24 protein-coding genes are annotated in these 25573 nt (G+C 31.7%); 2 read left to right on the forward strand and 22 right to left on the reverse strand.

The features are described 5' to 3' along the window. Positions 1–20 precede the first annotated feature (20 nt). Both RBB56_RS02615 and RBB56_RS02620 read right to left on the reverse strand, forming a co-directional pair. Positions 21–284 carry a helix-turn-helix domain-containing protein gene (locus tag RBB56_RS02615; protein ID WP_306720852.1) on the reverse strand — a complete coding sequence of 88 codons (264 nt, stop codon included), beginning with the start codon at positions 282–284 and terminating at the stop codon, positions 21–23. Positions 285–306: 22 nt separating this feature from the next. Next, positions 307–573: a hypothetical protein gene (locus tag RBB56_RS02620; protein WP_306720853.1), complete on the reverse strand. Its 267-nt coding sequence runs from the start codon at positions 571–573 to the stop codon at positions 307–309. Positions 574–738: 165 nt separating this feature from the next. Between RBB56_RS02620 and RBB56_RS02625 the strand changes: the two genes are divergently transcribed. Then, entirely contained in the window at positions 739–1125 is a 387-nt protein-coding gene (locus tag RBB56_RS02625) for a hypothetical protein (protein ID WP_306720854.1), read from the forward strand. 135 nt (positions 1126–1260) lie between these two features. Here the strand turns inward: RBB56_RS02625 and RBB56_RS02630 are convergent, their stop codons facing one another. The 14 genes from RBB56_RS02630 to RBB56_RS02695 all read right to left on the reverse strand — a co-directional run bounded on the left by RBB56_RS02630 (position 1261) and on the right by RBB56_RS02695 (position 18915). After that, positions 1261–7293: a phage tail tape measure protein gene (locus RBB56_RS02630; RefSeq protein WP_306720855.1), complete on the reverse strand. Its 6033-nt coding sequence runs from the start codon at positions 7291–7293 to the stop codon at positions 1261–1263. Between the two features lie 44 nt (positions 7294–7337). Next, a complete protein-coding gene (locus tag RBB56_RS02635) occupies positions 7338–7802 on the reverse strand; it encodes a hypothetical protein (protein WP_306720856.1) in 465 nt (154 codons plus the stop codon). Positions 7803–7810: 8 nt separating this feature from the next. Further along, positions 7811–8248 (reverse strand): hypothetical protein, encoded by a 438-nt coding sequence (locus tag RBB56_RS02640; RefSeq protein WP_306720857.1) that lies wholly within the window; start codon positions 8246–8248, stop codon positions 7811–7813. 16 nt (positions 8249–8264) lie between these two features. Beyond that, a complete protein-coding gene (locus RBB56_RS02645; RefSeq protein ID WP_306720858.1) occupies positions 8265–8432 on the reverse strand; it encodes a hypothetical protein in 168 nt (55 codons plus the stop codon). Between the two features lie 39 nt (positions 8433–8471). After that, entirely contained in the window at positions 8472–8648 is a 177-nt protein-coding gene (locus RBB56_RS02650; RefSeq protein WP_306720859.1) for a hypothetical protein, read from the reverse strand. 550 nt (positions 8649–9198) lie between these two features. Further along, a complete protein-coding gene (locus RBB56_RS02655) occupies positions 9199–9834 on the reverse strand; it encodes a type II toxin-antitoxin system PemK/MazF family toxin (RefSeq protein WP_306720860.1) in 636 nt (211 codons plus the stop codon). A gap of 329 nt (positions 9835–10163) precedes the next feature. Beyond that, positions 10164–13052 carry a hypothetical protein gene (locus RBB56_RS02660; RefSeq protein WP_306720861.1) on the reverse strand — a complete coding sequence of 963 codons (2889 nt, stop codon included), beginning with the start codon at positions 13050–13052 and terminating at the stop codon, positions 10164–10166. 454 nt (positions 13053–13506) lie between these two features. Then, positions 13507–13827 carry a hypothetical protein gene (locus RBB56_RS02665; RefSeq protein WP_306720862.1) on the reverse strand — a complete coding sequence of 107 codons (321 nt, stop codon included), beginning with the start codon at positions 13825–13827 and terminating at the stop codon, positions 13507–13509. A gap of 261 nt (positions 13828–14088) precedes the next feature. Continuing rightward, positions 14089–15666, reverse strand: a complete 1578-nt coding sequence (locus RBB56_RS02670; RefSeq protein ID WP_306720863.1) for a DEAD/DEAH box helicase family protein — start codon at positions 15664–15666, stop codon at positions 14089–14091. Positions 15667–15672: 6 nt separating this feature from the next. Beyond that, a complete protein-coding gene (locus tag RBB56_RS02675) occupies positions 15673–15831 on the reverse strand; it encodes a DUF5659 domain-containing protein (protein ID WP_306720864.1) in 159 nt (52 codons plus the stop codon). A gap of 178 nt (positions 15832–16009) precedes the next feature. After that, positions 16010–16768, reverse strand: coding sequence for a hypothetical protein (locus tag RBB56_RS02680; RefSeq protein WP_306720865.1), 759 nt, complete (start codon positions 16766–16768; stop codon positions 16010–16012). 38 nt (positions 16769–16806) lie between these two features. Beyond that, the gene (locus RBB56_RS02685) at positions 16807–17346 is read right to left on the reverse strand and encodes a hypothetical protein (RefSeq protein WP_306720866.1); all 540 of its coding nucleotides are present in this window, start codon (positions 17344–17346) and stop codon (positions 16807–16809) included. Positions 17347–17597: 251 nt separating this feature from the next. Beyond that, positions 17598–18665, reverse strand: a complete 1068-nt coding sequence (locus RBB56_RS02690; RefSeq protein ID WP_306720867.1) for a hypothetical protein — start codon at positions 18663–18665, stop codon at positions 17598–17600. After that, positions 18658–18915 (reverse strand): hypothetical protein, encoded by a 258-nt coding sequence (locus tag RBB56_RS02695; RefSeq protein ID WP_306720868.1) that lies wholly within the window; start codon positions 18913–18915, stop codon positions 18658–18660. The genes RBB56_RS02690 and RBB56_RS02695 overlap by 8 nt, the downstream gene beginning before the upstream one ends. Positions 18916–19434: 519 nt before the next feature. On the opposite strand from RBB56_RS02695, the gene RBB56_RS02700 reads away from it, so the two are divergent. Next, complete coding sequence (locus RBB56_RS02700) at positions 19435–20577, forward strand: helix-turn-helix domain-containing protein (RefSeq protein WP_306720869.1); 1143 nt, start codon at positions 19435–19437, stop codon at positions 20575–20577. Positions 20578–20845: 268 nt separating this feature from the next. On the opposite strand, the gene RBB56_RS02705 is transcribed toward RBB56_RS02700, so the two are convergent. The 6 genes from RBB56_RS02705 to RBB56_RS02730 form a co-directional block, all read right to left on the reverse strand. Continuing rightward, positions 20846–21967, reverse strand: coding sequence for a hypothetical protein (locus RBB56_RS02705; RefSeq protein ID WP_306720870.1), 1122 nt, complete (start codon positions 21965–21967; stop codon positions 20846–20848). Positions 21968–22040: 73 nt separating this feature from the next. Further along, positions 22041–22787 carry a hypothetical protein gene (locus RBB56_RS02710; protein ID WP_306720871.1) on the reverse strand — a complete coding sequence of 249 codons (747 nt, stop codon included), beginning with the start codon at positions 22785–22787 and terminating at the stop codon, positions 22041–22043. A gap of 49 nt (positions 22788–22836) precedes the next feature. Continuing rightward, complete coding sequence (locus RBB56_RS02715) at positions 22837–23442, reverse strand: hypothetical protein (RefSeq protein WP_306720872.1); 606 nt, start codon at positions 23440–23442, stop codon at positions 22837–22839. A 43-nt stretch (positions 23443–23485) separates the two neighbouring features. Further along, positions 23486–23872, reverse strand: coding sequence for a hypothetical protein (locus RBB56_RS02720; protein ID WP_306720873.1), 387 nt, complete (start codon positions 23870–23872; stop codon positions 23486–23488). Positions 23873–23902: 30 nt separating this feature from the next. Further along, entirely contained in the window at positions 23903–24457 is a 555-nt protein-coding gene (locus RBB56_RS02725) for a hypothetical protein (RefSeq protein WP_306720874.1), read from the reverse strand. Positions 24458–24474: 17 nt separating this feature from the next. Further along, positions 24475–25485 (reverse strand): DNA/RNA non-specific endonuclease, encoded by a 1011-nt coding sequence (locus tag RBB56_RS02730; RefSeq protein ID WP_306720875.1) that lies wholly within the window; start codon positions 25483–25485, stop codon positions 24475–24477. Between the last annotated feature and the right edge of the window lie 88 nt (positions 25486–25573).

Consider the following 25573-nt stretch of genomic DNA (forward strand, 5'->3'; position numbering starts at 1 on the left):
CCTATTTTCAATTAGCAAAGCTACATAATCTGATGTAGCAGCCATGTATCCAATCTTCCTTTATGAGCATATAATCTATTTCCTATTCTAATAGTAAATCCGTTTATAGGATTCCCCAATAATTCTCTCGCCTTGGTCTGACCGATTCCCAAGTATTCACAAAATTCTTTAATATCCAATAATGCCCGTTTTTCTATTACTTCTGTTTTTATAGTAATACCTCCAAAATCTATATTAAAACAAGGGTCAGAAATCCAACTAACCCTTGCTATATCATTAATCAATATTCTATGATTCCTTAAGTGATTATATAACAGCGCAAATATAAGCACCCTCCCAGTTTCCATTAGGCAGATGAACCCATACCTTTGTGCCTATAATCGGATTCAAATTTACACCATCTGTTACCTTATATCCACTTCCATTAATCAATACGGTATATTTTTTCTTTCCGAGTCTGTCAGTAGTTATTTCTGTAACGACTCCTTGTCGATCATTGTTAATTAATTTTTCTAATCGTTTGCTGATTATTATTTCAATGCTATCTAGCATAACATCATTTAAATTACGCATTTCTTGTTTCCTCTATTTAATTTATTGCATAGAAAAAGAGCAGGAGATTAATTCTCTTGCTCTTTGGGTTTAAGTTCTTGTTTTTAGAATAAACGTTCTCACTTTTATTTAATAATAAACAGTGGTAAAATATACCATATAAAATATCGTACAAAGGGGAAAAATATGAAATCCAAACAAGAAAAAATAGAAATTGAACAAAAAGAAAAATTAATTTCGTTCTTACTTGATGAATTAAAAATCAAACAAAATAAGGAATCGACTGTTTGTATAGATAAATCTGATGTGTCAAAAATAGGTATGTCCATAAAAGAAATAATAACAAACATTTATATTTTAAACGCTGATTATTATCTAACTATTAAAGACAAATCACCAAGCGATGATTTTAGCCGATACTGGACTGTTCAATTACTTTCACCTTGCTTACATTATTTTAGTAACAAAAAAGAATCAAAAGTTATTAAACGAAACCATTGGATTCAGTTTTGGATACCTGTTTCTATATCCATTTGTGCTCTTGCTGCATCTATAGTAGCCTTAATATTATGACAATAATAGAAATACACAAGGAAATAGTTGATATAATTGATGGAAGCCATTTATATTTTTCGTAAAAAGAAATTTTATCATTCATTATTTACACATCTAACCCACACCCATATTTCAGAGTGTGGGTTTCCTTTCTTACTTTCTTAAGACATGTTGTTTTGCATCCAAAGGCAATCTCTGCAATTCATTTAGTAAGTCTAATGCCTTACTTTCATTTGTTACATTTGGAAGAGTGATATTGAATTGATTATGATTTATAATTGCCTGTTCGTGAGTCTTCATACTTTTAACCATATCATTCATTGATTCAGAAGCTTCTAACATAGCCTTTGAAGGAACGCTAAACATATCAACGCCCATATCAGTTAGTCGTAAAAACCTTTTTTGAATATCTATCTGATCTCTGTTCCATGCCACGGGTACATACTTTGAATTAATTACTCCATTTGCGTAAGCATTTCCAAGTATTTCCCCTTCATTGCTCATGATTCTTTTCGTCTGTTCTTCATTAAAGACAACAGTGCCTTTGGGTAAATCACTCATAACTGGCTCGGTAGTTAATTCAGTAGTTCCGTTAGGATAAACAGTTAACTCAGGCTGTCCGTATTCAGAACGGAGAGCATTCTTTTCATCCCTAGGCAACCCCTTATATCCAGTTATTGGTGAATTAGGTATGTTATTGAGATTAACATATTCAGAAGTTCCACTTGCAAAAGCACTACCAACTGTACCTTGATAATCACGGGTATTGGGAGATCTTGAACTACCTCCTCCTCCATGACCACCAGTATCAATACTAAGGATTGAAGATGAATTTAGGGCTTCATTTGCCAATTTCCTAATAGCTTCGGCGGCGGCTGCGCATTGTGCTTGGATAGTAGTTGCCATTTCAGTTACAATATCTTTAATGAGATTAGCGATACTCTGAATGGAGTTCTCTCCGGTAGCAAATTCATTGAATGATTTTAACCAAGGGTCTTCTAACTTGGCTGCAACTTCATCTCCACCAGTTTGCATGATATCAACAATACTACCAGAGCCACCTTCGGAATCACTTCCACCCTTTTTCTTGGTTTTGCCTTCCTTAGAACCACTTTCTCCACCACCTACTCCAATAATTTCAGACAGCCTCGTTTGTAGTTCCTCCCATTTAGGAATATATTCATCTTGAATAATGGCTATTTGTTCAGCAAAAGCTTCGTTACCAATAGAAAGTGCTGTTTGAAGATTTGTCATTTGTGATTCAATTATAGCAACGGAATCTGATATAGCAGTAGATAATCCTTGGAAACCACTACCTACATCACCCTCACTAGAAGAAGTGCCTGTGTCACTTGATACACTTCCAGAAGTCCCTATAATAGAAGAGAAGTCTATCTGTTCAAATTCTTTACATTTTATTGCGATATTTTCAAACGCTGTAGCGATAGCATTTAATTTCTCAGTGTATCCTTCATCTCCCGGAGTGGGGAATTCTAATGAATCGAATAGTGTTGTCAGTTCAGAAATTAAATCCTTTAACTTCTGTAATTCATCATTAAGAGGTGTGATACTCGCGGTAGTATTAGAAGCATTCGTTCCAATCTCTCCGACAGCAGTAGAAGCTTCACTTGCAGAGGTAGAAAGTCCTTCGGTTGCCGTTGCGGTTTCTTCTACGCTCGTAGAAAGAGGGTCAAGTGTTGCAGCTCCAAGATTCTCAAATGCACCTTTTGTTGAGTCAAGATAACTTACTGTTTCAGCACTGACACCTGAAAACTTGGACATCTGCTCAAGTACACCATCATTGTTTCTGCTTATATCCGCAAGAATACCAATATAAGAAGTTTTCAGCTTATCAAATTCTTCGGTTGAGCCACTAAGCAAGGCTTCCATATTAATACCGAGTTCTTGAAGAGTAGCCTCCATCTGTGCATTCTCAAAAATTTCACCAAGTTCCGTGAATTTATTTTTGGTTTCTTCCAAGCCACTAATTATAGAATCAAAGTGTTTTTCGCTCTTTTCTATTTCTGAATCCCAATAAGCATTAGATGCGTCCAAAGCTTTTTCAAGTGCTTTCTGTTGGTCTTCCAACAAATCCTTTTGTTTCTCTAGTCCATCTATGACTTTTTCTATAGAAGCAATCTCTATTTCACGTTTTGCATCTTCGACTTCTTCACGAGCATCACGAATACCGGTTGTGTCAGCTTCATACGACATTTGACCATCTTTATACACAAGTTTGGTATTCTGATTCTGCATACGTTCTAAATCATACTGTGCTTTTTGAAGGTCTAATTCTCTTTTCCTTGCATCGGCAGCATCATTAATAGCATCTATGAGATCTTGTTTTGCTTCGACTTCTTTGTCAATAGCATCTATTTGTTCTTCGATTTCATCTATCTGATTCTGATAAAAGTCCTCGGCTGCTTTCTTTTGAGCTTCTAAACTTTCGATTTGAGCATCGCGCTCTTTTTGAATAGAGTTGATTCGTTTGTCGATTTGCTTAGTTATATACGAAAAAGCTGATTCATATAAGGATTTCATACCCTGTAAATATTGATTCTCGTACTTAGCCATTTCATCAATATACTTTTCTTTTTGACGAAAGTATTTTACATATAATTTCCTTAACGCATCTAAATATTGTTTTTCTGTAATTTTTCCACGATTTTTTAAATCATCTAGTTTAGAAAGTTCTTTCTCAAATGCTTCAAGGTATTCATCTGCGGCTTCTTTGCCAGCTTTACCAGCGGCTTTAGAACCAGAATTACCATTAAAATCTATCTCTGGTAATTTATAATTTAATAACTCATCCTTTGAATTTTGTACAGCTTCATTTACACCTCTCGCAGCCAGAGCCATTCCTTGTTTATCGCCAGAAGCCACGGCAGCATCAAAACTAGCCTTTGCATTTGCTAAAGAAACAAGAGAAGATGAAGTAATATTAGCCGCATCAGCAAGCGCAAGGATTTGTTGAATATCAGAAGTAGCATTTATTTGGGTAGAATTGACAAGTAATTTCTTTAACTGTAGGAGAGCCAGTGCTTCTCCACAATTGTCAGCCGCAAGTTGCTCCCGTACAAATCCAGAAATTTGTTCCTCGGTATAATTGGATAAATCTTTTCCCGCTTGTGCAGCTTCTTCTTTCGCCGCTACGTATTCTGCATATGAATATCCAAGTGTAGATATCATTACTTCTTCGCTATTCATGATACCAAGAGATTCTAACAGGGACTGAATTAATAGGTATTGTTCTCCACTTGCCTGAGAAAGGCTAGGACTTAACGAACTTGTCACAGTTGTAGCAATATTATTAAAAGTACTCTTCACCTCGTCAACAGTAGAAGAGGAGTCTGTAAGAGTTTTTACAAAATCATCATAAGAGGATACATCAATATTTAAACCAGCTTTGTTTAACTCTTCAATAGATGATTGGATATCTTTAAACATAGAGAGATCTACATTTTCAAGAGTAAATATTTCTTTTCCATCTTCAATTGTAAAGATTTTCTGATATACAGATTGTAAGGAATCGAAAGTCGGCTTTAGTTGAGTGTCAAGTTGGTCTATAATACTGGAAATAGAAAATATCTCTATATCTGGTTCTATATTTTCACTTTCTAATTCTTCCTGAATTTTAGCATATAATCCAGAAAAATCCTCTGCCAGCAAATCTTTAAATGCTGATTGTAACCCCTCATTTGCACCCGTAGCATCTGCAATGGCATTTTCCATTTTCTGATACTCTTCTGCTGTTGTTGGAATTGTATTCTGTACCAGATAATCAAGTTTCAGCTCCTCATATCTTTTGCTGATATACGTATCCAAGTCATCCGACATAGCATTTATAGCATTATTAATATCGTTATAAATCTGTGTATCAAGGAGTGCTTCATTATCCTTTGAAGAAGCCACTAAATTCTCTCTTGCCTTTAATAGTGCATTGTAATACTCCACGGCATCATCTGGGTTGTCTGAATTAATATCCCAAGATATATTTCCCCAAGTTCTATTCATCGCTTCATACTCTTTAAGCGCATCTGAAACAATCTCTACTGCTTTTGTTGCATCATTGGAAAGTTTTTTGCCTTGTGAGTTAGAATCAACAGAAACCGTTGAACCACCAATATCACTCCAGATAGTATCTTTAAGTGTATCTTCTGCTGACTTTCTTCCAACAACGGCAGATGTATATTGATTTTTTAGTTCTTCTTTCGTTAATTCTTGAAGCTTTTTGGTATATTCTTCTGTCCCTTGAGATAAACCTTTTAGAGCGTCAGCTCTCTCACCAAGAGCAACCGTTATATTCTCGATAACACCCCTATACTCATCTTCCTCTGATGATGTTTTGTCCTGAATGGAATTTAATCTCGAATATTCTATATAAAGTTTTTTCAATTCATTTGCTGTATCAATAGCACCATCCGATGCCTTAATATTTGCTTGTCTCGTTTCTTCAACTTTTTGCTTATATGAATTATAAGCCATCGTTGCTGCTGAAATTGTGGCAATAATAACGGTAAAAGGATTTGCTAAAAGTGTATTCCATAATCCAAGAGCTGCATTTTTCAAAGTAGTAGTTGCTACCGTAAGTCCATTGTTAGCGGTAGTTAGCCCCCACGTTTCTAATTGCAGTTTTGCTTCCTCAATACTAAGTCCACTATTAACAAGCATCTGTTCACGCTGTGCACTTGATAGATTTTTAGAGGATAAGAGAAGTTTCATTTGACTCTGTGTAAGATTATTTGATAATAATAAAAGCTTATCAAAATCATTTGTGGATATAGATGTCTGTTTTGCTATATTTAAAGCATTTTGAAACTGATTTAGAGATATATATGCTTCATTAATTCCCGTTTTTAATGATAAAAATGCTTTGACTCCACCTGTCAAAGCTAACCCAGTGAAGATACCTTTAAGAGCATTCGTTTCATTAATAAAATCTACAAGTGCGGTTGTTGCATCTAATATTCCTGAGTATATTGAATCAAAGTCCGAATTCATTACCATTGATTCAAAAGAAGCTTGCAAAGTATTTTCTTTTGCTTCTAAAGAATTCATATAGGAATTATTGAACTTATCTAACGCTGTTCCTGCTGAATTAGCTGCTACTTCTGTTAATTCAAGAGTCTTATTATAGCCTTGCATCAAAGCAATAAAACGGTTTTGCTGTCTTGTTCCTGCAAACGCTTTAGCAATTGCCGACTGCTGTACAGAAGAATAACTATCCCATCCATGTGCTACTTCATCAATGACTGTCTCAAAATTTCTAAACTCTTGATTTGTGTCACGCAACTTTATACCAAGAGAATCTAAAATAGTTTCAACTTCTGATAGACTTTCACCATCATCATCTATAAACTGACCTATTTTAACATTCCTGTACCGTGACAAAACAGTATTCATAAATGTACCAATAGTCTCTGCTGATTGTTGTGTCTTGTCCTGTACCGTTGCTGTCATTGCTGCTAATTTATTAAAAGAAACACCTGCCAAATCTGCACTGGACGCAGAATATTTTAATGCTGTGGCTACATCCCCAGCACTTGTAGCTGCTTCCATATCAATTGCCACCATTGCGTCCAAGGCTTTGCCAACTTCATGAATGGACATTTCATATCCATTCATTACAGCAAGTAAATTCTCCGTGGACGAGCCAGAATCAAGCTTTCCTAATTTTGAAAGCATAATACTATCTTTAATTAAAGCCTGAGCTTCATTCATATCCTTACCAGCACGTAAATAATCATCTGCTGCTGATGTTATCTGAGTTGTGGTACTAGCTAATTGCTTCCCATAAAAATTATAATCTTTCACCAATCCAGATACGGCTTTCCGGCTCATATTTGTTGCTACTGACAAATCAGTAATAGCTTTGTCTATTTCTAGCATTGACTGCTTAAAATTTTTACTTGCTTGATTTATTTCTCTAAGGACAATCAAATATGAGGTCATAGCCAATTTTCCGGTAGAAAATGTATTACTAATTGCCGACTTCAACTTGCCGAATATACTACTGGATTCATTTGCTATTTTTGATAACTGTTTAATATTTTGCGCTGTATTATTTACACTGCTACTATCTGCATCAACATTTATTTTATGTTTTTCTTTTTCAAGCTCCGATAACTGTTTTCTTAATTGGCTATCATCCAAATTCGCCTTAATATTTATCTGTTTTTCTGACACTCATAACCTCCATTATTAAAATAAGAAGCATTTCAGCTTCTAAATCAAGTAATATTATATTTTCTTCTCCGCATTCCTTTTACCAACGCATCATCGACACGATTTGTTCTCTCAATCTCATATTTTGTATTGTCGAGAAAAGGTCTTGGTAGATTGAATTCACCAAAATAATCATAATAATAACCATTTACTCCGTCACCACCATTAATCAAATCAGCTAAACCGACACCATGATTGTATGTACCATATCCATCATTAAATTTTGTTTTATTGTCTACAGTCAGACTCATATTATTGACTTCGCCAATTATATTTTCTGGATCATCAATACCGTTATGTTCCCTTCTCTCATATATTTTGGGAGAGTATGCGCGAAAAACGTCATCCTGAATATGTTCTAACTCAATATTTTTCACCTCATCCAGAACTTCATCTATCAGCACATCCTCTATATCACTTCTAATATCGTTTAGTAATTTATCTATATCATAATAACCGTTCTTTTTCATACCTTTATCTAAACCGTTCTATCCAAACCAGTTAAAAATTTGTTTAATGAATATCCAAATAAATCCAACGAATTAGTTAAATCATTCTTTTCAAATGTTCTTTTATTAAATTCCAGCTTATCCTCTCTTGAAAATTTGGAATAAGATTCAATCATTTTATTCATGATATCTTCCACATCTTCATTTTGGGATTTTTCTAAAATTTTACTTAACTCCATAATACCCATACTAATTTTACGATAAGTATCTAGGAGCTGATTGCAATCATCAAGCAATTTTAAAGCACGAGTTTCATCGTTACAAAACCTAAAAATATCATCTATTTTAATTACTTCCATTAATAAACTTCTCTTTTCTGGTTCAAGCTCTCCCAATGCGGACAGTACCTGACCGTCTGTAAACCTAACCTCGTACTGATTTATTACTTCTGTTTCATTATTCTGCATTAATTTTTCCTTCTTTCTATATAATTTCTATATCTAAATAGTTGTGATACACATCTTCCATCTCACATAAATAATTCATGTCATTATCTTTTATAGCACGTAAATAGACCGTAGCAAAAATAATAGCTACAACTTCATAAATAGAATTGGTTCCTTTAACTCTATCACCTATATTTAATTTCATATTTCTCCTCTTCTGGGGATTTTTAATATGAGAATATAATTATTTTTCAGTAAGATATGCTTCTAATTTTTTGAATAAGTGGGGATAAAGATCAATTTTATTGTTACGAAATTTTGATAGAACACCAGCGTCAATTCCTATGGTTTCTGCAATATAGCTTTGCTTTTCCTTTTTCAGTCTTAAATTATAAATATTTCTTAGTTCTTCTTGTGTCATAATTACTCCTTTCTATTTTTTTTGCTATGCTTATTTTTATTGATAAAATTAATTTAGACACGACCACATGTGATCGCATCTATGATTTATACAGTATATTTTAGGGGGTATCAAATTTGACCCTCCTTGATCTATTCTCAAAGAGTGTGCAGCCAAAGAATCTACACCTTCAAATGCAATGATTGTAGGTGCGAGTAATAGACATTTTTATATCAAAAAAGAGAGACTGTTTGATATGCCCCTGTCAAGTAGACAAGTCAAATATCAAAGACAGTCTCTCTTTTATAATGTAGAATTATAAGTTAATACTTATTTTTCTACTAGAAGAATGTTAAATGCTACCGAATGGATGGTGGCAAATAAGGAATTGGCATACAAAAGCACCTACCTTTTGAGTAAGTGCTTTTGGAATGTAGTAAAGCCCTATTCACAAATATGAATGGGCTTTAATGATGTAGTTATACTTAATAGCAATATTGCTAAAAATATCTTATATATGTTAATTAAATAATAATATAATAATTGAAAAATGTCAAGTATATAATTAATTCTATTCTAAAAGAGGTAAAAAAGATTTTGCCAGTTTCAGGTCTATATCTCTCATCAGTTTCGTGTCAGAGATACTCCCAATAACCTTTTGTATTCTATTTTTCGACACTGATCGTATTTGATATAGTATAATATAAGAATCTGAATCAATTTCTTCATAATCAGTCTTTCTTATTATCATAGTATCATCTTGTTCATCGACTGGTATCTCATCAAGTTTATCTTCTTTACAGGATGTTACTGGCAATACAATTATATAGTCTGTGTATGATTTTACAACAATAGCCGTATGTGTAAATGCGAATTCTTTACCTAAATTACTTGTCCCGAAATCAATACTAATCATGTCACCATGCTTATAATTTCTATCATAATAAGTTATATCCTTATTTTCACCGAATAATCTTGTTTTTTTCCTATTCTTACCAAAAATCCCATATTGATTTAATAATCCTTGCCACAATATGTATTTTGCCGCTCTTTCACGATTTTGACTATATAAAACTATTTTTGTATCCTCTAAAACATTTTTTATTTCTTCTTTAATAATTGGACTAGTATATGCCTTTTTATCTTTGTCTTCTGAATTCATATTTTTAAGACTATTTATAATCTTTTTAGCATTAAAATTTTCCATTAATATTCCCCTATCATCAGTATTATAATATACCATTATATACCACATTCCGACAAAAGGGGAGATAGAACGTTTGTTTCTTCGCGCCAACGAATTTTTACTAACAACTAAATGAAAGACTATCTAATCAAACTTTTGAAGCTATAATAAGACTCGAAAAAATTGATATAATAAAATTTAGAATTTTGCTATTTACATCTACTAAAATATATGATATATTTATATTGGGATTTTATATCCACAATTCCATAAAACATTATAAAGAATAGAAGCACTACTCGACTTACGGTTCTTTCATGCATCCCTTCATAGGTAAATATTGAAAACCTTTATAAATCAACGTTTTCAGCGTTTTTTTGTGAACTTTCTTCTGTCTTTTTAAAACATTTTAGAAAAGATTTTTTATCTTTATCGTATAAAACAGTGAATATACTATCCCTAATTTTCTCATTACCCGGCTTAAATGCATATGCAATCAACGAATACATAGTGTTAGTTCCAATGGTTATATTTTTAAATTTATCCATACAGACATCAAATTCATTAATACAATCTTTATGATAAGTATCACTTTTAACATCTAATACACCAACTTTTTTATCATACGCCTCGACTATACTAATAATTTTTTTATACTGTTTTCGGTCGGTTTTCACTTTATCAGCTTTATATTCAAATATTGGATTTACTCCTACCTTTTTTTCTGAAAATGTTACTGTGTTCAGTTCCTTATGTTTTCTAAGGTCTATAACTCCCTCATCAATAATTTTATACAAAATATCCATAGGACAATTATGGTGTCCAATGTCACTTTCCTTAATTTCCAACTTTTTCCCCTTCTTTTTTTGATTGTTGTTTTTTTGAACATCTGCATAAAATACAGGATATTTGGGTTTATGCTTCATACATGGCATTTGCGCTATTCTTAATAGTTCAGAATTTACATTTATTTCAAAGTTTCTTTTTGCAGAGTCAATAGCCACCTGTGCAAGCACAGAACATATAATGAAGATATCTTCTAGCTCCTGATTATTACAACCTTCATCAAAATAATAGCTCAAACCCAATTGGGCTATGTTACTTGCAGAACCAATGGCATATTGAGCAGAAGAAATATTTGAGTCCATTTCCGCGTAAGATTCCATACTTTTATCATATTCACTGGCTCCCTTTGGGTTAATTCCATTAATAATAGTTGGATAATTCATATATGCTTTTCTAGCTAAGTCAACAATATGCTTTTGATTTGTAGCGTATATGGCATCAGTGTCTAAGTCTTGACCATTTAATCTACTTTGTATATCTGTTTCAATTCCATTAATGACAATAACGTTCCGACCTAAATCGGGAAAATACTTTTTAATAGGCTCAGGATACACATTTTCAAGGTGTACAATATTATTGGGTGAATTATGAGGACTTCTAAATCCAGCAATTTTTTCCCCATCTGCAAATCTTGTTGTATAACATTGAATTCCATTATCAATCTGCTTAAAACATTTTTCTTCAAGAAAACCTTCTTGCTGCGTGACTTTCATTAACATTGCAATAGGATTTCCGCAAATAGTTAAATTATCACCGTTTTGTAATAGCTTACCAAGACGTAACCTTTTATTTTTGAATTCATTAATCTTGCTATCCTTTTTCAGCTTAAAATACTCCATATATTTAAAATTACTATTTAGCTGGTATAAGTCAATTAGTACGTTATTGATACTATATTTCGCAGTTCCTGTAATTGCTAAATACTGTAGAAAAGCTTCATTATCTAATTTTAATTGATTACAATAATTAATACTTTCTCTTGCTATTTCACCTAAAATCTCATAATTTGTGGTAAGTAAAGTATTGTTTATCTGGAAGGAACTTCTTTGTAAGTCACCCCATTTACTAGGGTGAGCAGTTTTCACTATAGCAAATCTTTCACCGTCTTTTTTCATGAATCCATCATAACATTTAAAAGCATCCTCAAGGGTTCCAGTTTTACTCATTAAATTTATAAATTTCATCCACTTTAAGGAATTCTCAGTAACAATTACTTTTATGTCAGTCACCTTAATTTTGCGGTCAATCATATCCGTTACATAAGTGGTATCATATCTTTCACCTAAATGATCTTTAAAATACTGTTGAATGTTCCCTCTAAATAAACAAGATTTAAAGAAATGACTTCTACAATAGATAAACCCCTCCATACCTTTCGGAAAAATAGAATTATCAATTAATCCCATTCCGTCCCACAAAGTATTTGTAATTTTTGATTCTTCACTTTCTCTGTCAACATAGCACTCCTTATTATTGTATTTAACCATTTTTATTGGACATAAATCTTTATTTATTCCGTGTGCTTCAAGGTCTTTTTTATTTATCCATGTCAGTTCTGGATTTATTTTTACTTTTTTCTTATAAAACGTTAAATTATGCTGATTGATATATTCTTCAAAAGCAGGATAATCTTTTTGATTTTTATATTTCTCAACCGTACGTTCTTTTACAGTAAATGCTTTTTTATATACAGATACCTCTTCATCCTTTAGTACAAATATATTTTCCATAGGAATATTTATGTAGCTGATAGCTGTAGCCGTAATCAATGGAGCATAAGCGGACATTTCTACAATTTGAGCACCCTTTTCATTTTTCATCTTATCCCAAAGTCCCATTGTTAAATAATTTCTAACCTTAACTAACAAGGTATCTCTAATAAAAAGACAGTGACCTTCTTTTGCTTTTCCGGGGCTCCGCATAAGCATTTTATATAATACAGTCTTTTCAGTACCAACAATTTCTTCTCCTGTTTTAGAATTATACTTTTTCCAAGTAATACTTGCTCCTGTTTTATAATAATATTCTCTTAATTCCTTAGATGTTTTTGCTGGTTTTATATTTCTTTCATTAGAATCATCTTTATCTACTCCCCAATCAAATTTCATCATTATAAAGTCTACACTGGAATTATTCCTATCTACAATCACTCCATGCTTACGAACAAATTCTGCAAACAAACTATTATTTATTACAGCATTCCCAAAGTCTAGATAAGAATCCTTATACAGTATATCACCACTATTATCTTCCTTTTTTATCTTGAATTTATAGTTGTTATTATATCTATAAAGGCTTGCTGCCTGTATACTTTTTATTTTAATTGCACTACTATTTTTATTCTTCTCTTTTTTTTGATTAGTATTTATAATAACCTTCCTCCAATCTAACACCTTCGTATAAAGCTCATGTATTCAAATTAATAAGTGACAGTTTTTTACCAAAAGTTCTCGTCTCTATTGATTGTCCTTCCATTCCCCTAAATTAATAATCTGAGATTGTCCTTTTATATTTTTCAAGATTATTTCAAATTCCTTCAGATCAGAAATATTAAATAACTCACTAGATAAAATATCCATTTTATTTGATTTCATTTCTACGGCATTGATGTACATATTAGAAAATGAAATATCCGTTACTTCATAAATCTTATCTGCTACCTTAATATATTTAATTTTTGTTATGTTTATTGTGGTATCCCCTTTCCCTGGTCAATTAATAAATAAAAAATCATTTTACGCAAAATTACATAAAAGTTTTTTTGGTTAGCGTAGCGAAACCAAAAATGCTTTGGGGTAATTTTCGTAATCAGTCTTTGCGTAAGCAAAGGCTGCCTAATGTCAGAGACTATACTAATGTATAATCGCTATTATCTATCAATTCAATTACATCTTGAACCGTCTTTTGTGTCGCTTTATTAGTACCACCTTTAGTTAGTTGTATAATTAATTTCATAGAATATGTTGGAAATAGTAAGGAACGAATTTTCTCGCGATATCCCATCCATAAAATACGCTCTCCATAATAGCCATGTCCACCATAATTACTCCATTTCTTTTCCAGATATGCATTTTTACTGATAATCGTCTCACATGTAGCTAGACAAGCAATAAGTAAGGATTCTGTTAACTTTTTATTTTGCAAACTTTCTTTATCTTGATTAGTCAATTTATTAATCTCCTATAATTTTAGTTCTATATATATGTCTGCGACGCTAGACACAGCCTAAGTCCAGCAAGCTGTCCTTAGTCAGTGCTTTTCTTCAAATCGATGCACTTTTTCGCCTACGGCTCAAAAGCACATTCGTTTTGAAGAATAATTCTAACTTTTTTATTTGGGGTTGGATTCACATTTTTCTATGTAGATAGATATTTGTGGATTCGCCCCCAAAATTTCACATTTTATAATGATCACGTCAGATTTTTTAAATCATCTACATTCTAATATCCAGTATCTCTTATCTCTGTTTGGATTAATACTACCATCATCTAACTTTCTTCTTTTATCAATTAGTGTTTTTCCGTCTATATCTGTATTATAAAACCTATGTTTATATAAATCTTTATATACATCATCTAATGATCCATTAAAAGTATTGATCCCCCTACTGTACCTTAGTTTCACGCCTATAGTCTCAAATTCTTCTTTAATACGATCTATGTTTTCTGAAAACAATTGTATCCCTTCTATAGATTTAAGGTATTCTAAAAATATATCAATTTTCCTAACATCAACAACCATATGTTCACATTTAGAAGATAAATCTTCTCCTAAAAAGTCTCTTATAATGGGTACATAACCAATATCACGCATTTGTAATAAAATATTATTATCCTGCTCATATTTCCTATATCTACAATCATTTATTTTTATTTTACTTTTTTTGTCCTCAGTAAAAAATGAATAAAATATCCTATTTTTGCTCAATCGCCTACGTTTCTTTCCGGTACCATATTCTTTAAAGAAATTATCATAATCATTTTTATAAGAAAAGACTGGCTCTAACTGTGAATTATTGATATTAAGTAATCCCTGTATTGCTTTAGGTTTATACTCTCTTATATAAAATGTGCAAAGATCGTCTTTAGTAAGACTTCTCTTTCTTCCAAGTGACTGAATCATAGAATCCGCATCAAAAATCTCACTGAATATGTGCTTAATCTTCTCATCCTTCAAATTTACCCCATTATCCAACACTGTTGTTGTAAATAGTATTCTTTTTTCAAAAGTGCTTCTCCCATCAGGCAATTGTTTTATACTATTAGAGATAATATTACTTTTTGTATCATATCCACAAATTTTCTTTAGCTCCATGCTCGTAGTACTCTTAGAACAAAAATAATTAGCAGTGTCTCCATATATCTTGTTCATTTCCTTCATTCTATTTGCAGAGTTACAGAACACTACAATTTTACTATCTAGCTCGTTTTCTAGGACATCATTTATGATTGTTGAAAGTTCATCTTTTTGGTAGAAATAAACATTTTTAACATAGGTATAGTCCTTACTAATTCTATATATATTTTTCTTTTTTACTTTATTTTTGTTTTCTAAATAATTAAAAAATATTTTTGCCGTTGCACTTACCCATAACACAACTGATTGCTTTTGTTTCATCAAATAATCATATGATATATCCGTATAGTCATTGAATTTTGCATCTGTTGTAAAGTAATGACATTCATCAACTACAATATAATCATAGTATGGGATTTTCATTTTTTGCTGAATCTTCTTTTGTAATGTTTGATAAGTTTCAACCCATACAATATTCTTTAACCCATAAAAATTAATCTCATTAAACACTTCTTTGCGCAGTTCGCTTCGATTACAGAGATACAATATTTTTCTTTCCTTGTTTTTTGCATACATTCCTAGAATTGTTATGCAAAAATAAGTTTTTCCACATCCAGTTCCACAATCTAATATTACAAATTCACTTTCCCATGATTTATAATCATTCTTAATAATATCTGATACCCATTTTTTTTGACTACTATTTGACAAATACAATTACACCTCCTTACGGAAATATTTCATCGTACTTCTCAAAGCAATAGTATCTTCAAAAAGAAATACCTTCAGCTCAGGATTTTTACTACTATCCTCTACTTTAATAATTTTGTGTCCATTTCCACATAACCAATTAGCCATCGACAGCGATTGAATCATATAAAATTTTGACTTAGCTTCCGTAATAATTTCGCTCCTCCTTCGTTTAAGCTTTCACATGTAGTCGCTTTGACGGGGAAATGACCCCCGTCATAAAGCTTTTCTTTTACTACTCCATAAGTCCAATTGTTAAAACATTCCTATTTCCATTCAGCCTGACGGAATCTGTTGTTACCATTTATGCCACCTCTGTTTTGGAAAATACATAATCTTTATCCATAACGGTTATTAACCCCACTTCACTTTCAAAACGGAAAATCTTTTTATCAGTTTTTCCGGCTCCAGTATTACACTCATAGACGGATTCAATAGCATTGAGTGTTAAATTTATATTTTCATTTTTACTATCTGAGATAGTAATGCAGTGGATACCATCAATATTTTTATATTCATAATGAAATGCTTCTATATATAATGAAGCATATATGGGGTTAGCGTAACTACAATTATCTAAATCATAGGTGGAAAAGCAACTCATGCTGCTTAGATTTATTTTAACTGGCTTGTCTATAAAATAATTTAGCAGCGGAACTGTATCTGCTACATAAGCATATGATAATGCTGTATCATTGTCGTAAACATATGGTGTATCTGTATGATCCTTCATATCGAAGGGCAGAAGTACTTCTTTTCCATTTTTCAGAATAATCAGTATGTTGTACTTCCCATAGAGTTCATTATCTCCAGTAATATCATCCGTAAAATGTACGTCATCAATATCAGACAAGGGTAGTGTAATCATCCCCGTCAATTCGGCCCTGGTGTTGTCTTCCGTATCATAAAATAATGCTGTGTTACCATTTATTATAATGTCATCAAAACTCATACTCACTTCTATATTCTCTTTGCATCCATCATAGGAATGAATTTGTATACGTCCTTTTATTAAGTTATTAAAAAGTAAATTCTCTAGTGCCTTTTTTGCTTCAAATGTCATTGTCTTATCCTCCAGTAATCCGTTTCTAATTTGTATTTTTAACAACTACTTTTTTCTCTATTTTTTTGTTGCTCCTTTTGCAAAAACTTTTTGATGTCATTTAAATCTAAATCGTAATTCTTTCCATACACAATATTTCCATCTTTGTATACATAGTATCCACATACTCTCAATGGATACTTTTTGCCAGCTACATTCTTTCTTACTAAGAATCCTAATTTTTTTGCCTTATAATATACTTTCTTTGGAATATAATTTCCGCTTTTATCTTTCACTTGGTATAGCTTTTCTTTGATTTCCTCAATTGAAAGTTTATTGATTGTTTCCATAGTAAACTTATAAATTATATTGAATAAAATTGTATAATCTTCATTTAATGTGTGGTTATTTTTACCATTCCAGTTATGCACTTCACCACCTAGACACTGAATCTTCTTATAACCACTTGCAGGTACAAAGTCATCCTTCCACCATCCTATCCAATTTCTCAGCATATCGCCCCGGCTTATCTTTTTACATCGCTTCATAAAATATGCTAAAATCCATTTCTTTTCTTCAAAATTCGAAATCTTTGTCATATATACCCTTTCTTTTTTACGTTTTTTCCTTTTTCAACGGATGTCTCATATAATAAGGAAGCCCCCCTTCTCTTATATACATGTGGTTATCCAGTTACTACTATTTAAAAGTGTCGATGATGTTGGCTCTCTTGTCCTATTCACTAATTACCTCCTTTTATTAAGAGATTCGAGATCGATAATTGTATCAATAATATTTCATCCCTTTAAAATATCAGTAGCTTAACTACTTGTTATCTGTTCATTACTGTTTAATCAAGTTCGCGCAATAAATCCAAACTAACCTGTCTACGCTTATTTACTCCCCTTTTCTCTGGCATCTTTGGTTCATTTTCAATATCTTCCAAGTCTTCTAAGATAGAAAAAGACTTGCGTTTTTCAATACGTTCTTTTTGCTCTTTTAATGCCGTCTTCCCCAAATTGGATATGTATTCCACAGGAAATCCCAATCCAGATGCGCATACGATGTTCGCAGTACCATTGTTTCCTATAAAAATATTTTCAGGATTCCCCACTGCCTTTATAATTTCCTGTTCATCAATGTGATTCCCCTTTTGATTAATCATTCCTATATGAGCAACAATCTTATCATTATTAATAGGAAGGAAAATGTTTTTTGCAGTCAATGTATTAACCATCTCTTGTGTGGAAATCTTTTTATCTGCCTCTTCTTGCTTACTCACTTTGTTATCGGAGCGCATAGAAATTATAAAAGCACCATTGTCTGACAGCATTTTCAATTTTTCAGAATCATCAAAATTAGAAGTAGCCGATGATGAATCATCTGAGAAAAATGCATCTAACATATTTACAAGGTTATAATTAATTTTATCCAACTCATCAGAATACTCATTGTTCACAAACATAATGGCTCCCATTTCTTGGATTTCCATTAACTCCTTGGCTGTATTGTACGCGTTTAGTCGTTTTTGAATTGCTTCATCGGCTCTTGGCATCATAAGAGCAGCACAAACTATTTTATTGGGTAATGCGCTTACTATATTCGCAATATGTGGAATCGAACCTGATCCGGTAGTCCCACCGCCAGTTGCAACAAGTAAAATTACCTTTTCTTTTATTTCACTTATTTTTTTGATGATGTCTTTATTGTTCTTTAATGCTTCAAAGGCTAATTCTCTATCACCAGCTAAACCATCGTATCCTTCTAAAACTAGTACATTTTTGGCATTTAACAATGTTTTATTATCTTGCTTTGAACCATTAATAAGGTACGAACTATAGTTTTTCTGCTGAAGACTATGCGCTACATTTTCACCACCCAATCCGATACCTATTACAAATACATCATTTTTAATCATTTTCTGTTCCTCCGTTTTCTATAAGTTTAATCGCTCTTGGTAATAGGTAGAAAGTATCCGCATTTGTAGATTTACAACCTCTTGCCACATAGTTACGTTCGCATAAGTTCATCATTTTACGATATGTGGTTGGTCTGGATGTGCTTGTAACGCTCATAATCTCTTGTAGCGTCATACTTTCAAAATAACTTACGCAATTTTTCTTTTTCAGAAGTTTCATAATTACGTAATCTAATCTGTTTAATTCCATTTTTACTCCTTCCTTGTAGGATATTTGTGCTTTATTGAACTGTACTTGTATTACAATTATTCTCAATTATTATTTACCAGTTCACGAAAATTCAAAAATTATAGGCATCTCTGCCTTTTACCTCTCAATTATATTAAGCATATATAGAACTCATGTTCTTGTCAATGAAAACATCAAACGTATGTTTGTTTTTTTCTCTATCTCATAAAAATTTCTATACAATTAATAGGTCTGCTGTCTGTGCCGATTTGAGATTATTATAAGGAAACGATGAGATATAACGAACACCTTATCATTGTTTTTATTTAAAGTTTCCTTTTATATAGAAGAAACTCTATTACATTGATTTTGGATTAGTGTTTACCTCCCTTTAATTTTTTGTATTTGATTGCCTCCAATAATGTAATATTACATTATAGTCAAGCATTTTTGTAATATTTATTACATTATTTAAATTTGACTTTTTGCAGAACTTTGTAATATAATTGTATTATTACATTGTATTAAAGGGGTGAGCTTATGTTGAATGAAAAAATAAAACTAAATGATAATATAAGATCTTTTATTAGGAAGGAAAGGATTGACAAAAATCTAATTACTAGTGACTTATCAGAAGCTATTGGAAAAACTCAAGGTTGGTTATCTCAACTCGAAAATGGGCGAACAGTTAATATAACAAGAGCGGATTTTATTAATTTAATTTCAAAAATTCATAATATCGCTAATTCTGAAGCCGAACTATATATTGAGAATTATCTTAATAAAGAGCGTGAAAAAAATTCTTTTCAGCCCAATTTTAAAAGGAAACTATTTAAAGCAGAACTATTGAAACAGGTAAACCATTCAAAATATAAAATTAATGAATTAGAAGAAAAGAACTCTATAGAATCTGGTACGTTGCAAGAACTATGTCGGAATAACCAAAATATTAAACCAGAAGAACGGTATAGAATTGCATTTAATGTTTTTACTACACTTGACTATATTAATCCAAAATGCATGGATACATTTCTCTCCATGTTAGGAATACCTGTTCCTGAAGAAGCAAAAATTTATTCTTTTGATGACATTAATCAATGCTACAAGATAGATTCTGGTTTTCTCGTTAATTGGGAGTGTAACAATTGGGGCGAATATTTAGATTATCATGAATGGGAATTACAAACATCTATAAATCAAATGGAAAATCAAGCTGATGAAACGGAATATAGATTAAACGAAATAGAAAAGAAAAATGTCGAAATAAAAGAATACCCGTTCAAGCGAAAAAAGGAACTTAAAGATAAATTAACCGAGTCTTTTTCTATTTTATATAAAATTATTGACAACATTGATATTAACGATTATGAAAAAACTTTAAATTCCGAAAGATATCTTGAAACTCTTATAGGATTACTTACAGATAGTGATGGAATGAAGATTTTTAGGTTATTATTTAAATATCCTATTCATAAGCTTGATCCTAAAAGTTTAAAAGATATATGTGAATTAATAGACAGTAAATTAGATTATGAATATCATGTTCATATAAAAGAAGATGAAATTAAAGAAGCCACTTCTATAGATGATTTGTTAGAAGATTATTCCTTTTTAGCCTGTCGATATAAACCGGAATTTTGGGGCGAATTAAATGAAATGATTGATTTCACCAAAGAGCAATAAATAATAATTGTCTCTCTTTTCATTATTTATATCAACATGGTATGCATTAATATAGAAGCAACGTGTCAAAACACCCCTGTGTCAAATTTGACACAGCCCCTAAATAGGGCATTCACTAGATTTTTTTAGTGTCTGTCCTATTTTTATGTCGTTATTGGATTTTGCATGAGAGCTGGTGATGTTTTAAAGTACACGTCTGTAGGGAGGACGAAATTCCGTCCCCCTAATTACATTTCCCCACTTCTGGGGAAAATCTTAAGTGCTTACATTATTTATTATTACCAGAATAAAACTTTCCTAAAATTTTGTCATCTGCTCTAAGTGTAGGATCAATCCAATCTGCTTTGTTTCGCGCCCACTCTATCCACTCTGGATCTGTTTCTAAAGATGAGTTTTCTAGTATGTGAACAAAATTTCGAATAGAATTTGCTCTTTCAAAATTATCTACGAATTTCATTAGTTCATCAAATTTGGCAACTTCCTTATCATATATCTCTTTTTCTAATTTTCTCTTATAGATTATAGCTTCTTCTTTCTCCTGCTGTTCCTTCTTCTCTATACTTTTTATTTTATATACTTGAGATATTATAACCATATTTAAAAATATATCACCTAATGAATCCTCTAGTTTCTCTTCTAAAGTATCACTTTTGCGGTAGCAATTATCTAGAACAAACGATAAATTGCCATTGAATAAGTAGGAAAACTTTCTACCTATGTTTAAATGCGCTATATCGTCTGCCTTAGGAACATAATCCACTTTTTCCTTTAGTTCAAAGATATCAAATTTCACACTTTCATCTTGTACTCTAAATGTACCATCTTCACTTAATGATCCTCCCATCTTTTTCACTGCATCAAGCAATGCATCAATGATGTGACAGGCTCTCGAAACATTTTCGTTCGAAACAACTCCCGCTATAATCGGAGGCATTTCTGAATGACTATAATATCTATATTTATGCCTATAATCACTTGGTTTTGTATTTTTCCCGTTGTTGGATTCATGCGTTTTATTCCAGATAATTATTTTTTCCTTAATTTGCCGTACTTCTTCGCAACGATAATTACTGCTAATCTTCAATTTATTAGCAATATCAAATACAAATATCCTCTCATTCTCATCTAGAAATAGGAAGGTTTCATCAGCAATCTTCACTAAATTATTATCATTTACTTGTGGCAATGGCTCCTTAAAAATGTCTACATCATATTTAAGCTTATTCCAGTAGGATGAACTTGGCTTTGGTACATTTAGATTTTTACATAATTTAGTTAAAAAAGACGTTGATACTTCATAGCGTTTTGCCAATTGAGTGGTCGGAGTAGCCCACACTTCTTCATATAATCTTTCTCTATTATATAGGTGTATAATTTTAAAATAGTCCATAAATCTCCCTTGATTGGTTCAAATGAACTCAACAACACTGTGACTAACAAATAGTTTTTTATTGTATCATGAATTATTTATATATTCTTATAAATAGTCTATAGTATTTATCTAATATTTCAAATAAACTAAATAGAGTTACAACGTCATCAAATAAATCTTTGCTCTCCAAATCCTTAAGTTCTTTGTCTAACTCATTGATAAATTGTTTTACCAGTTGATTGTTGATCTTGTATAGATATTCTTTTCTAACTTCTGGACTATGTGTTCTTGCCAAAAAATACGATAATAGCTTTACTAAATAAAAGAAATTATTTTTACAATAATTTTCATACCGCTTATACATATTACATGCCCATGAAATCTTTACAAATGTATCACATAATTTCGTGTCGTTAACGTCCTCAAATGAGAATGTACGTTTTTCAACAATATATTCTGTCCAAAATAATGAAGGTAAATAATATTTTATGTTTTTATTATAAAATGCATTATTATAAAGTTTAGGCATTACTACCATATCTGTAATGTGATTCATTTCATGGAAAATAGTTCTTTTGAAGATTTTATAATCATTGTTACTATACAAAGAAGACACATTGTACGTGGTTAATAAATCAGGTATTCTTGAAGAAATAATAATTTTACTAGAACCAAGTATTTTCCCATCAGAAATACTTAACATTTCGTTTTTGTCAACCAATTCTATCTCTTCTAATGTGCCTAATTTCAACTGTGACCCATATACAGTTAGAATTTGTTCGACAATTTCATTTATAAATCTATGGTAATCTTTGTTATATAAGCAATATACTTTCAACTAATATCCTTCCTTTATGTATGAAATTATCCTTTCATCCCCTTAAAAATCAATCTATGCTAAATATAGCAATGAATTTTTTCCTTATTTCTTGATTATTCTCATCTTTTAACAATGTAATATACCTATTAAAATCTAACTGAATTGCATTCAAAAAGAGAAGGGGGTTTATTTTTATAGTATCGTTAAAATTTATTGCTAAATCAAATTTATAGTCAATTAATATTTGATTTCCAACCATACCATTATGAAATAATCCACACCTTGCGTTTCTATAAAGATTTTTTATTAAATTATCTTCTGTATCTATATCCGTAAAAATTTCTTTAAACCCATCACAAAAAAATTGTTCACTGTGTCTGTTGCTAGACATCCCCATTTTATATTGCTGTACACCTTCGATATAAGAAAATAATATCATAAGTGCAACAAATCCATTATTAATAGTATTGTTATTCATATCTTTATCAATTAGTTCAGAAGCAACATCTAAAAACCAACCATTAACCTCTCTTTCATAAATCAAAATCTTGTTATTAGTTGTTAATGGATATAGTTGTTTGTCACCGTTTTGTTCATCTACTACGCAGGTAGGTGAATGTGCATAAATATAAGGTGCTACATATAATGGGGCATTTGATAAACTTTTAGACATATTAAATCCTCTTTCTAATAATAAGCACGAAAACAGCATTTTATTAATAATCATTATAGCTTTCACATGTACAAGTATAATCATCTTCTTCTATATAAACTGAAATAGGAATTTTTAACTTAGAAGCCGCGCATATTCTATGTCGTCCATTTGTCACCCTAAATTTCTTGCACTTGAATTTATCACACGGCACCAGGGAAATATAAATTTTAGATTCTTCATTTCTATCATAATACCCATCTCTAATAATTTTCTGCATTAAAACTTCACACTTACATTTTGTAACATAATCGACTCCATTTAGTAAGTTATCTTTATTTTTATCTGCAGGGCACGTTTTGGTAACCAAGCAATGACATTCGTCCTTAGAAAAAGGCAAACAAAACTCATCATATATTGGAATATAACTCTCTATAAATTTTATACTCATACACTCTCCTTTTGAAAACCAGAATTCATATTAGTATTTCACCTTGTTACCTTTTTCTTTATCTCTCTGATATAATATATTATCAATTCGTTCAAAAGGAATACCCGGACAATTTTCAGTATTAAACTGCCAACACCTATTTATATAATCAAGATACAACTCAATATACTTTTTATCCTTATCTTTGGACGAATATATTGGATACTCGTTGCTGGTTAACTCTCGGTACGATCTTTGGTCTATTATTGGAAATATATTGGGATAATAAAAGTGAAGAATCGTGCTAGCAACAGCTAGTTTTATACCTTTTGAAGAAAGCAAATCCTCTATAAGTTTATATACCGTTTTATCGTTTAGAACGTCACTTGGTTTATTTAAATATCCAATAGAATTTAACATTGATATGGTTTCTTCTGAGATATGTATGCTCCTATTAAGCTTCCACAAAACAACTTCATTTATTGCATCTATGTTTTCAATAGTATTATCTTTGTCCATACTTAAGATTCTTGACTTAATATTTGTATCGTCTGCATATGTGTTTCTGCTTAATATCTCCCAACATTCTTCCTCCGTTATCGTCATATCTCTTACCCCCGCTCTTACTCTCCAACCATTCCGTCACCGTCTCTATCATCCATATACTTATATAACCAATGGTCAGAATAGATAGGCATCGCGTAACCGGCAGTTTCAGCCTCGGCAATAGTCACCTTTCCATTTCCATTAGTGTCTATTGATGATAAATCGTTTTCTTCCGTTGCGACAGGTGTTTCTTCAGTTTGTTCAGCAACAACACTTTCTTGTAATGCTGCATTGCTATCTGTTTCTGATGGTTCAGACGTTTCTTGACTCAACCCAGCATTCACTTCATCAGGATTTAAATTATCAAAATCATCTACTATGCTTTCTCCATTGATCACATATTCAAAATGGTAATGTGAAGGAATTTGAGTTGTCGAATCGGGATATGTAATGGTAGCAACAAAATTTTCACAGCCACCTGCGTCACGAATAACTTTTTCCATATATGCTTGATCTCCATGCCTATTCAACGTGCTGTTTTGTGGAGTAATATTATAGGCATTTGAGACTCCACCTAAGGAATCTGCTATCACATGCCCTTCGTCTAAATCTTCTTGCTCAGTTTTAAGTACTTTTGCTTCATTATTATAGTATCTACCGTCAGAGTTTACAGACTCTGTTGAATCATCTTGTAAAGTGATTTTATCGGCAATAACACCTATTAACTGCCCATATTCATTTGTAAACGCCCAATACTCTCTATCTCCATACCCGACATTTACCGCAACATTGAGTTGTCTTTCTCCCGACAAATCACCACCATCGACTTTTATGATTTTATATGGAACTCCGTTGTACTCTATTGTTTCATCATCTGTAGAAGATGCCTGATCTTCTATGTCTACATCATCTGTCTCAGGCAGCTCTTGCGCTGAATCTTCAACTGTTGAGCCAACTATGTTATTAACACTACTACCTATTGTATTACTTTCATCACTTTCACTTCTTTTACTTGCAAAAGAACCAATTACAAGTAACACTATTAAAATGCTTATTATTTTTCCTTTGGATGTTTTCTTAACAGACATTTCAGTTATTCCCCTTTCCTCCTTATGTTTATTGTTCATATTTTATCACGAAACATATTATTCTTCTACAAAATATCGACAAACCCAT

It is taken from the genome of Kineothrix sp. MB12-C1 (assembly GCF_030863805.1).
Lineage (GTDB): Bacteria > Bacillota > Clostridia > Lachnospirales > Lachnospiraceae > Kineothrix.

Bases quoted from the DNA above. Each gene is read 5' to 3' on its own strand.
- RBB56_RS02655 (WP_306720860.1), bottom strand. From the start codon at position 9,834: ATGGAAAATTTTAATGCTAAAAAGATTATAAATAGTCTTAAAAATATG.
- RBB56_RS02690 (WP_306720867.1), bottom strand. From the start codon at position 18,665: ATGATTAAAAATGATGTATTTGTAATAGGTATCGGATTGGGTGGTGAA.
- RBB56_RS02720 (WP_306720873.1), bottom strand. From the start codon at position 23,872: ATGAGTATAAAATTTATAGAGAGTTATATTCCAATATATGATGAGTTT.
- RBB56_RS02620 (WP_306720853.1), bottom strand. From the start codon at position 573: ATGCGTAATTTAAATGATGTTATGCTAGATAGCATTGAAATAATAATC.
- RBB56_RS02705 (WP_306720870.1), bottom strand. From the start codon at position 21,967: ATGGACTATTTTAAAATTATACACCTATATAATAGAGAAAGATTATAT.
- RBB56_RS02650 (WP_306720859.1), bottom strand. From the start codon at position 8,648: ATGACACAAGAAGAACTAAGAAATATTTATAATTTAAGACTGAAAAAG.
- RBB56_RS02625 (WP_306720854.1), top strand. From the start codon at position 739: ATGAAATCCAAACAAGAAAAAATAGAAATTGAACAAAAAGAAAAATTA.
- RBB56_RS02640 (WP_306720857.1), bottom strand. From the start codon at position 8,248: ATGCAGAATAATGAAACAGAAGTAATAAATCAGTACGAGGTTAGGTTT.
- RBB56_RS02680 (WP_306720865.1), bottom strand. From the start codon at position 16,768: ATGACATTTGAAGCAAAAAAGGCACTAGAGAATTTACTTTTTAATAAC.
- RBB56_RS02695 (WP_306720868.1), bottom strand. From the start codon at position 18,915: ATGGAATTAAACAGATTAGATTACGTAATTATGAAACTTCTGAAAAAG.
- RBB56_RS02700 (WP_306720869.1), top strand. From the start codon at position 19,435: ATGTTGAATGAAAAAATAAAACTAAATGATAATATAAGATCTTTTATT.
- RBB56_RS02730 (WP_306720875.1), bottom strand. From the start codon at position 25,485: ATGTCTGTTAAGAAAACATCCAAAGGAAAAATAATAAGCATTTTAATA.
- RBB56_RS02645 (WP_306720858.1), bottom strand. From the start codon at position 8,432: ATGAAATTAAATATAGGTGATAGAGTTAAAGGAACCAATTCTATTTAT.
- RBB56_RS02675 (WP_306720864.1), bottom strand. From the start codon at position 15,831: ATGATTCAATCGCTGTCGATGGCTAATTGGTTATGTGGAAATGGACAC.
- RBB56_RS02635 (WP_306720856.1), bottom strand. From the start codon at position 7,802: ATGAAAAAGAACGGTTATTATGATATAGATAAATTACTAAACGATATT.
- RBB56_RS02715 (WP_306720872.1), bottom strand. From the start codon at position 23,442: ATGTCTAAAAGTTTATCAAATGCCCCATTATATGTAGCACCTTATATT.
- RBB56_RS02685 (WP_306720866.1), bottom strand. From the start codon at position 17,346: ATGACAAAGATTTCGAATTTTGAAGAAAAGAAATGGATTTTAGCATAT.
- RBB56_RS02725 (WP_306720874.1), bottom strand. From the start codon at position 24,457: ATGACGATAACGGAGGAAGAATGTTGGGAGATATTAAGCAGAAACACA.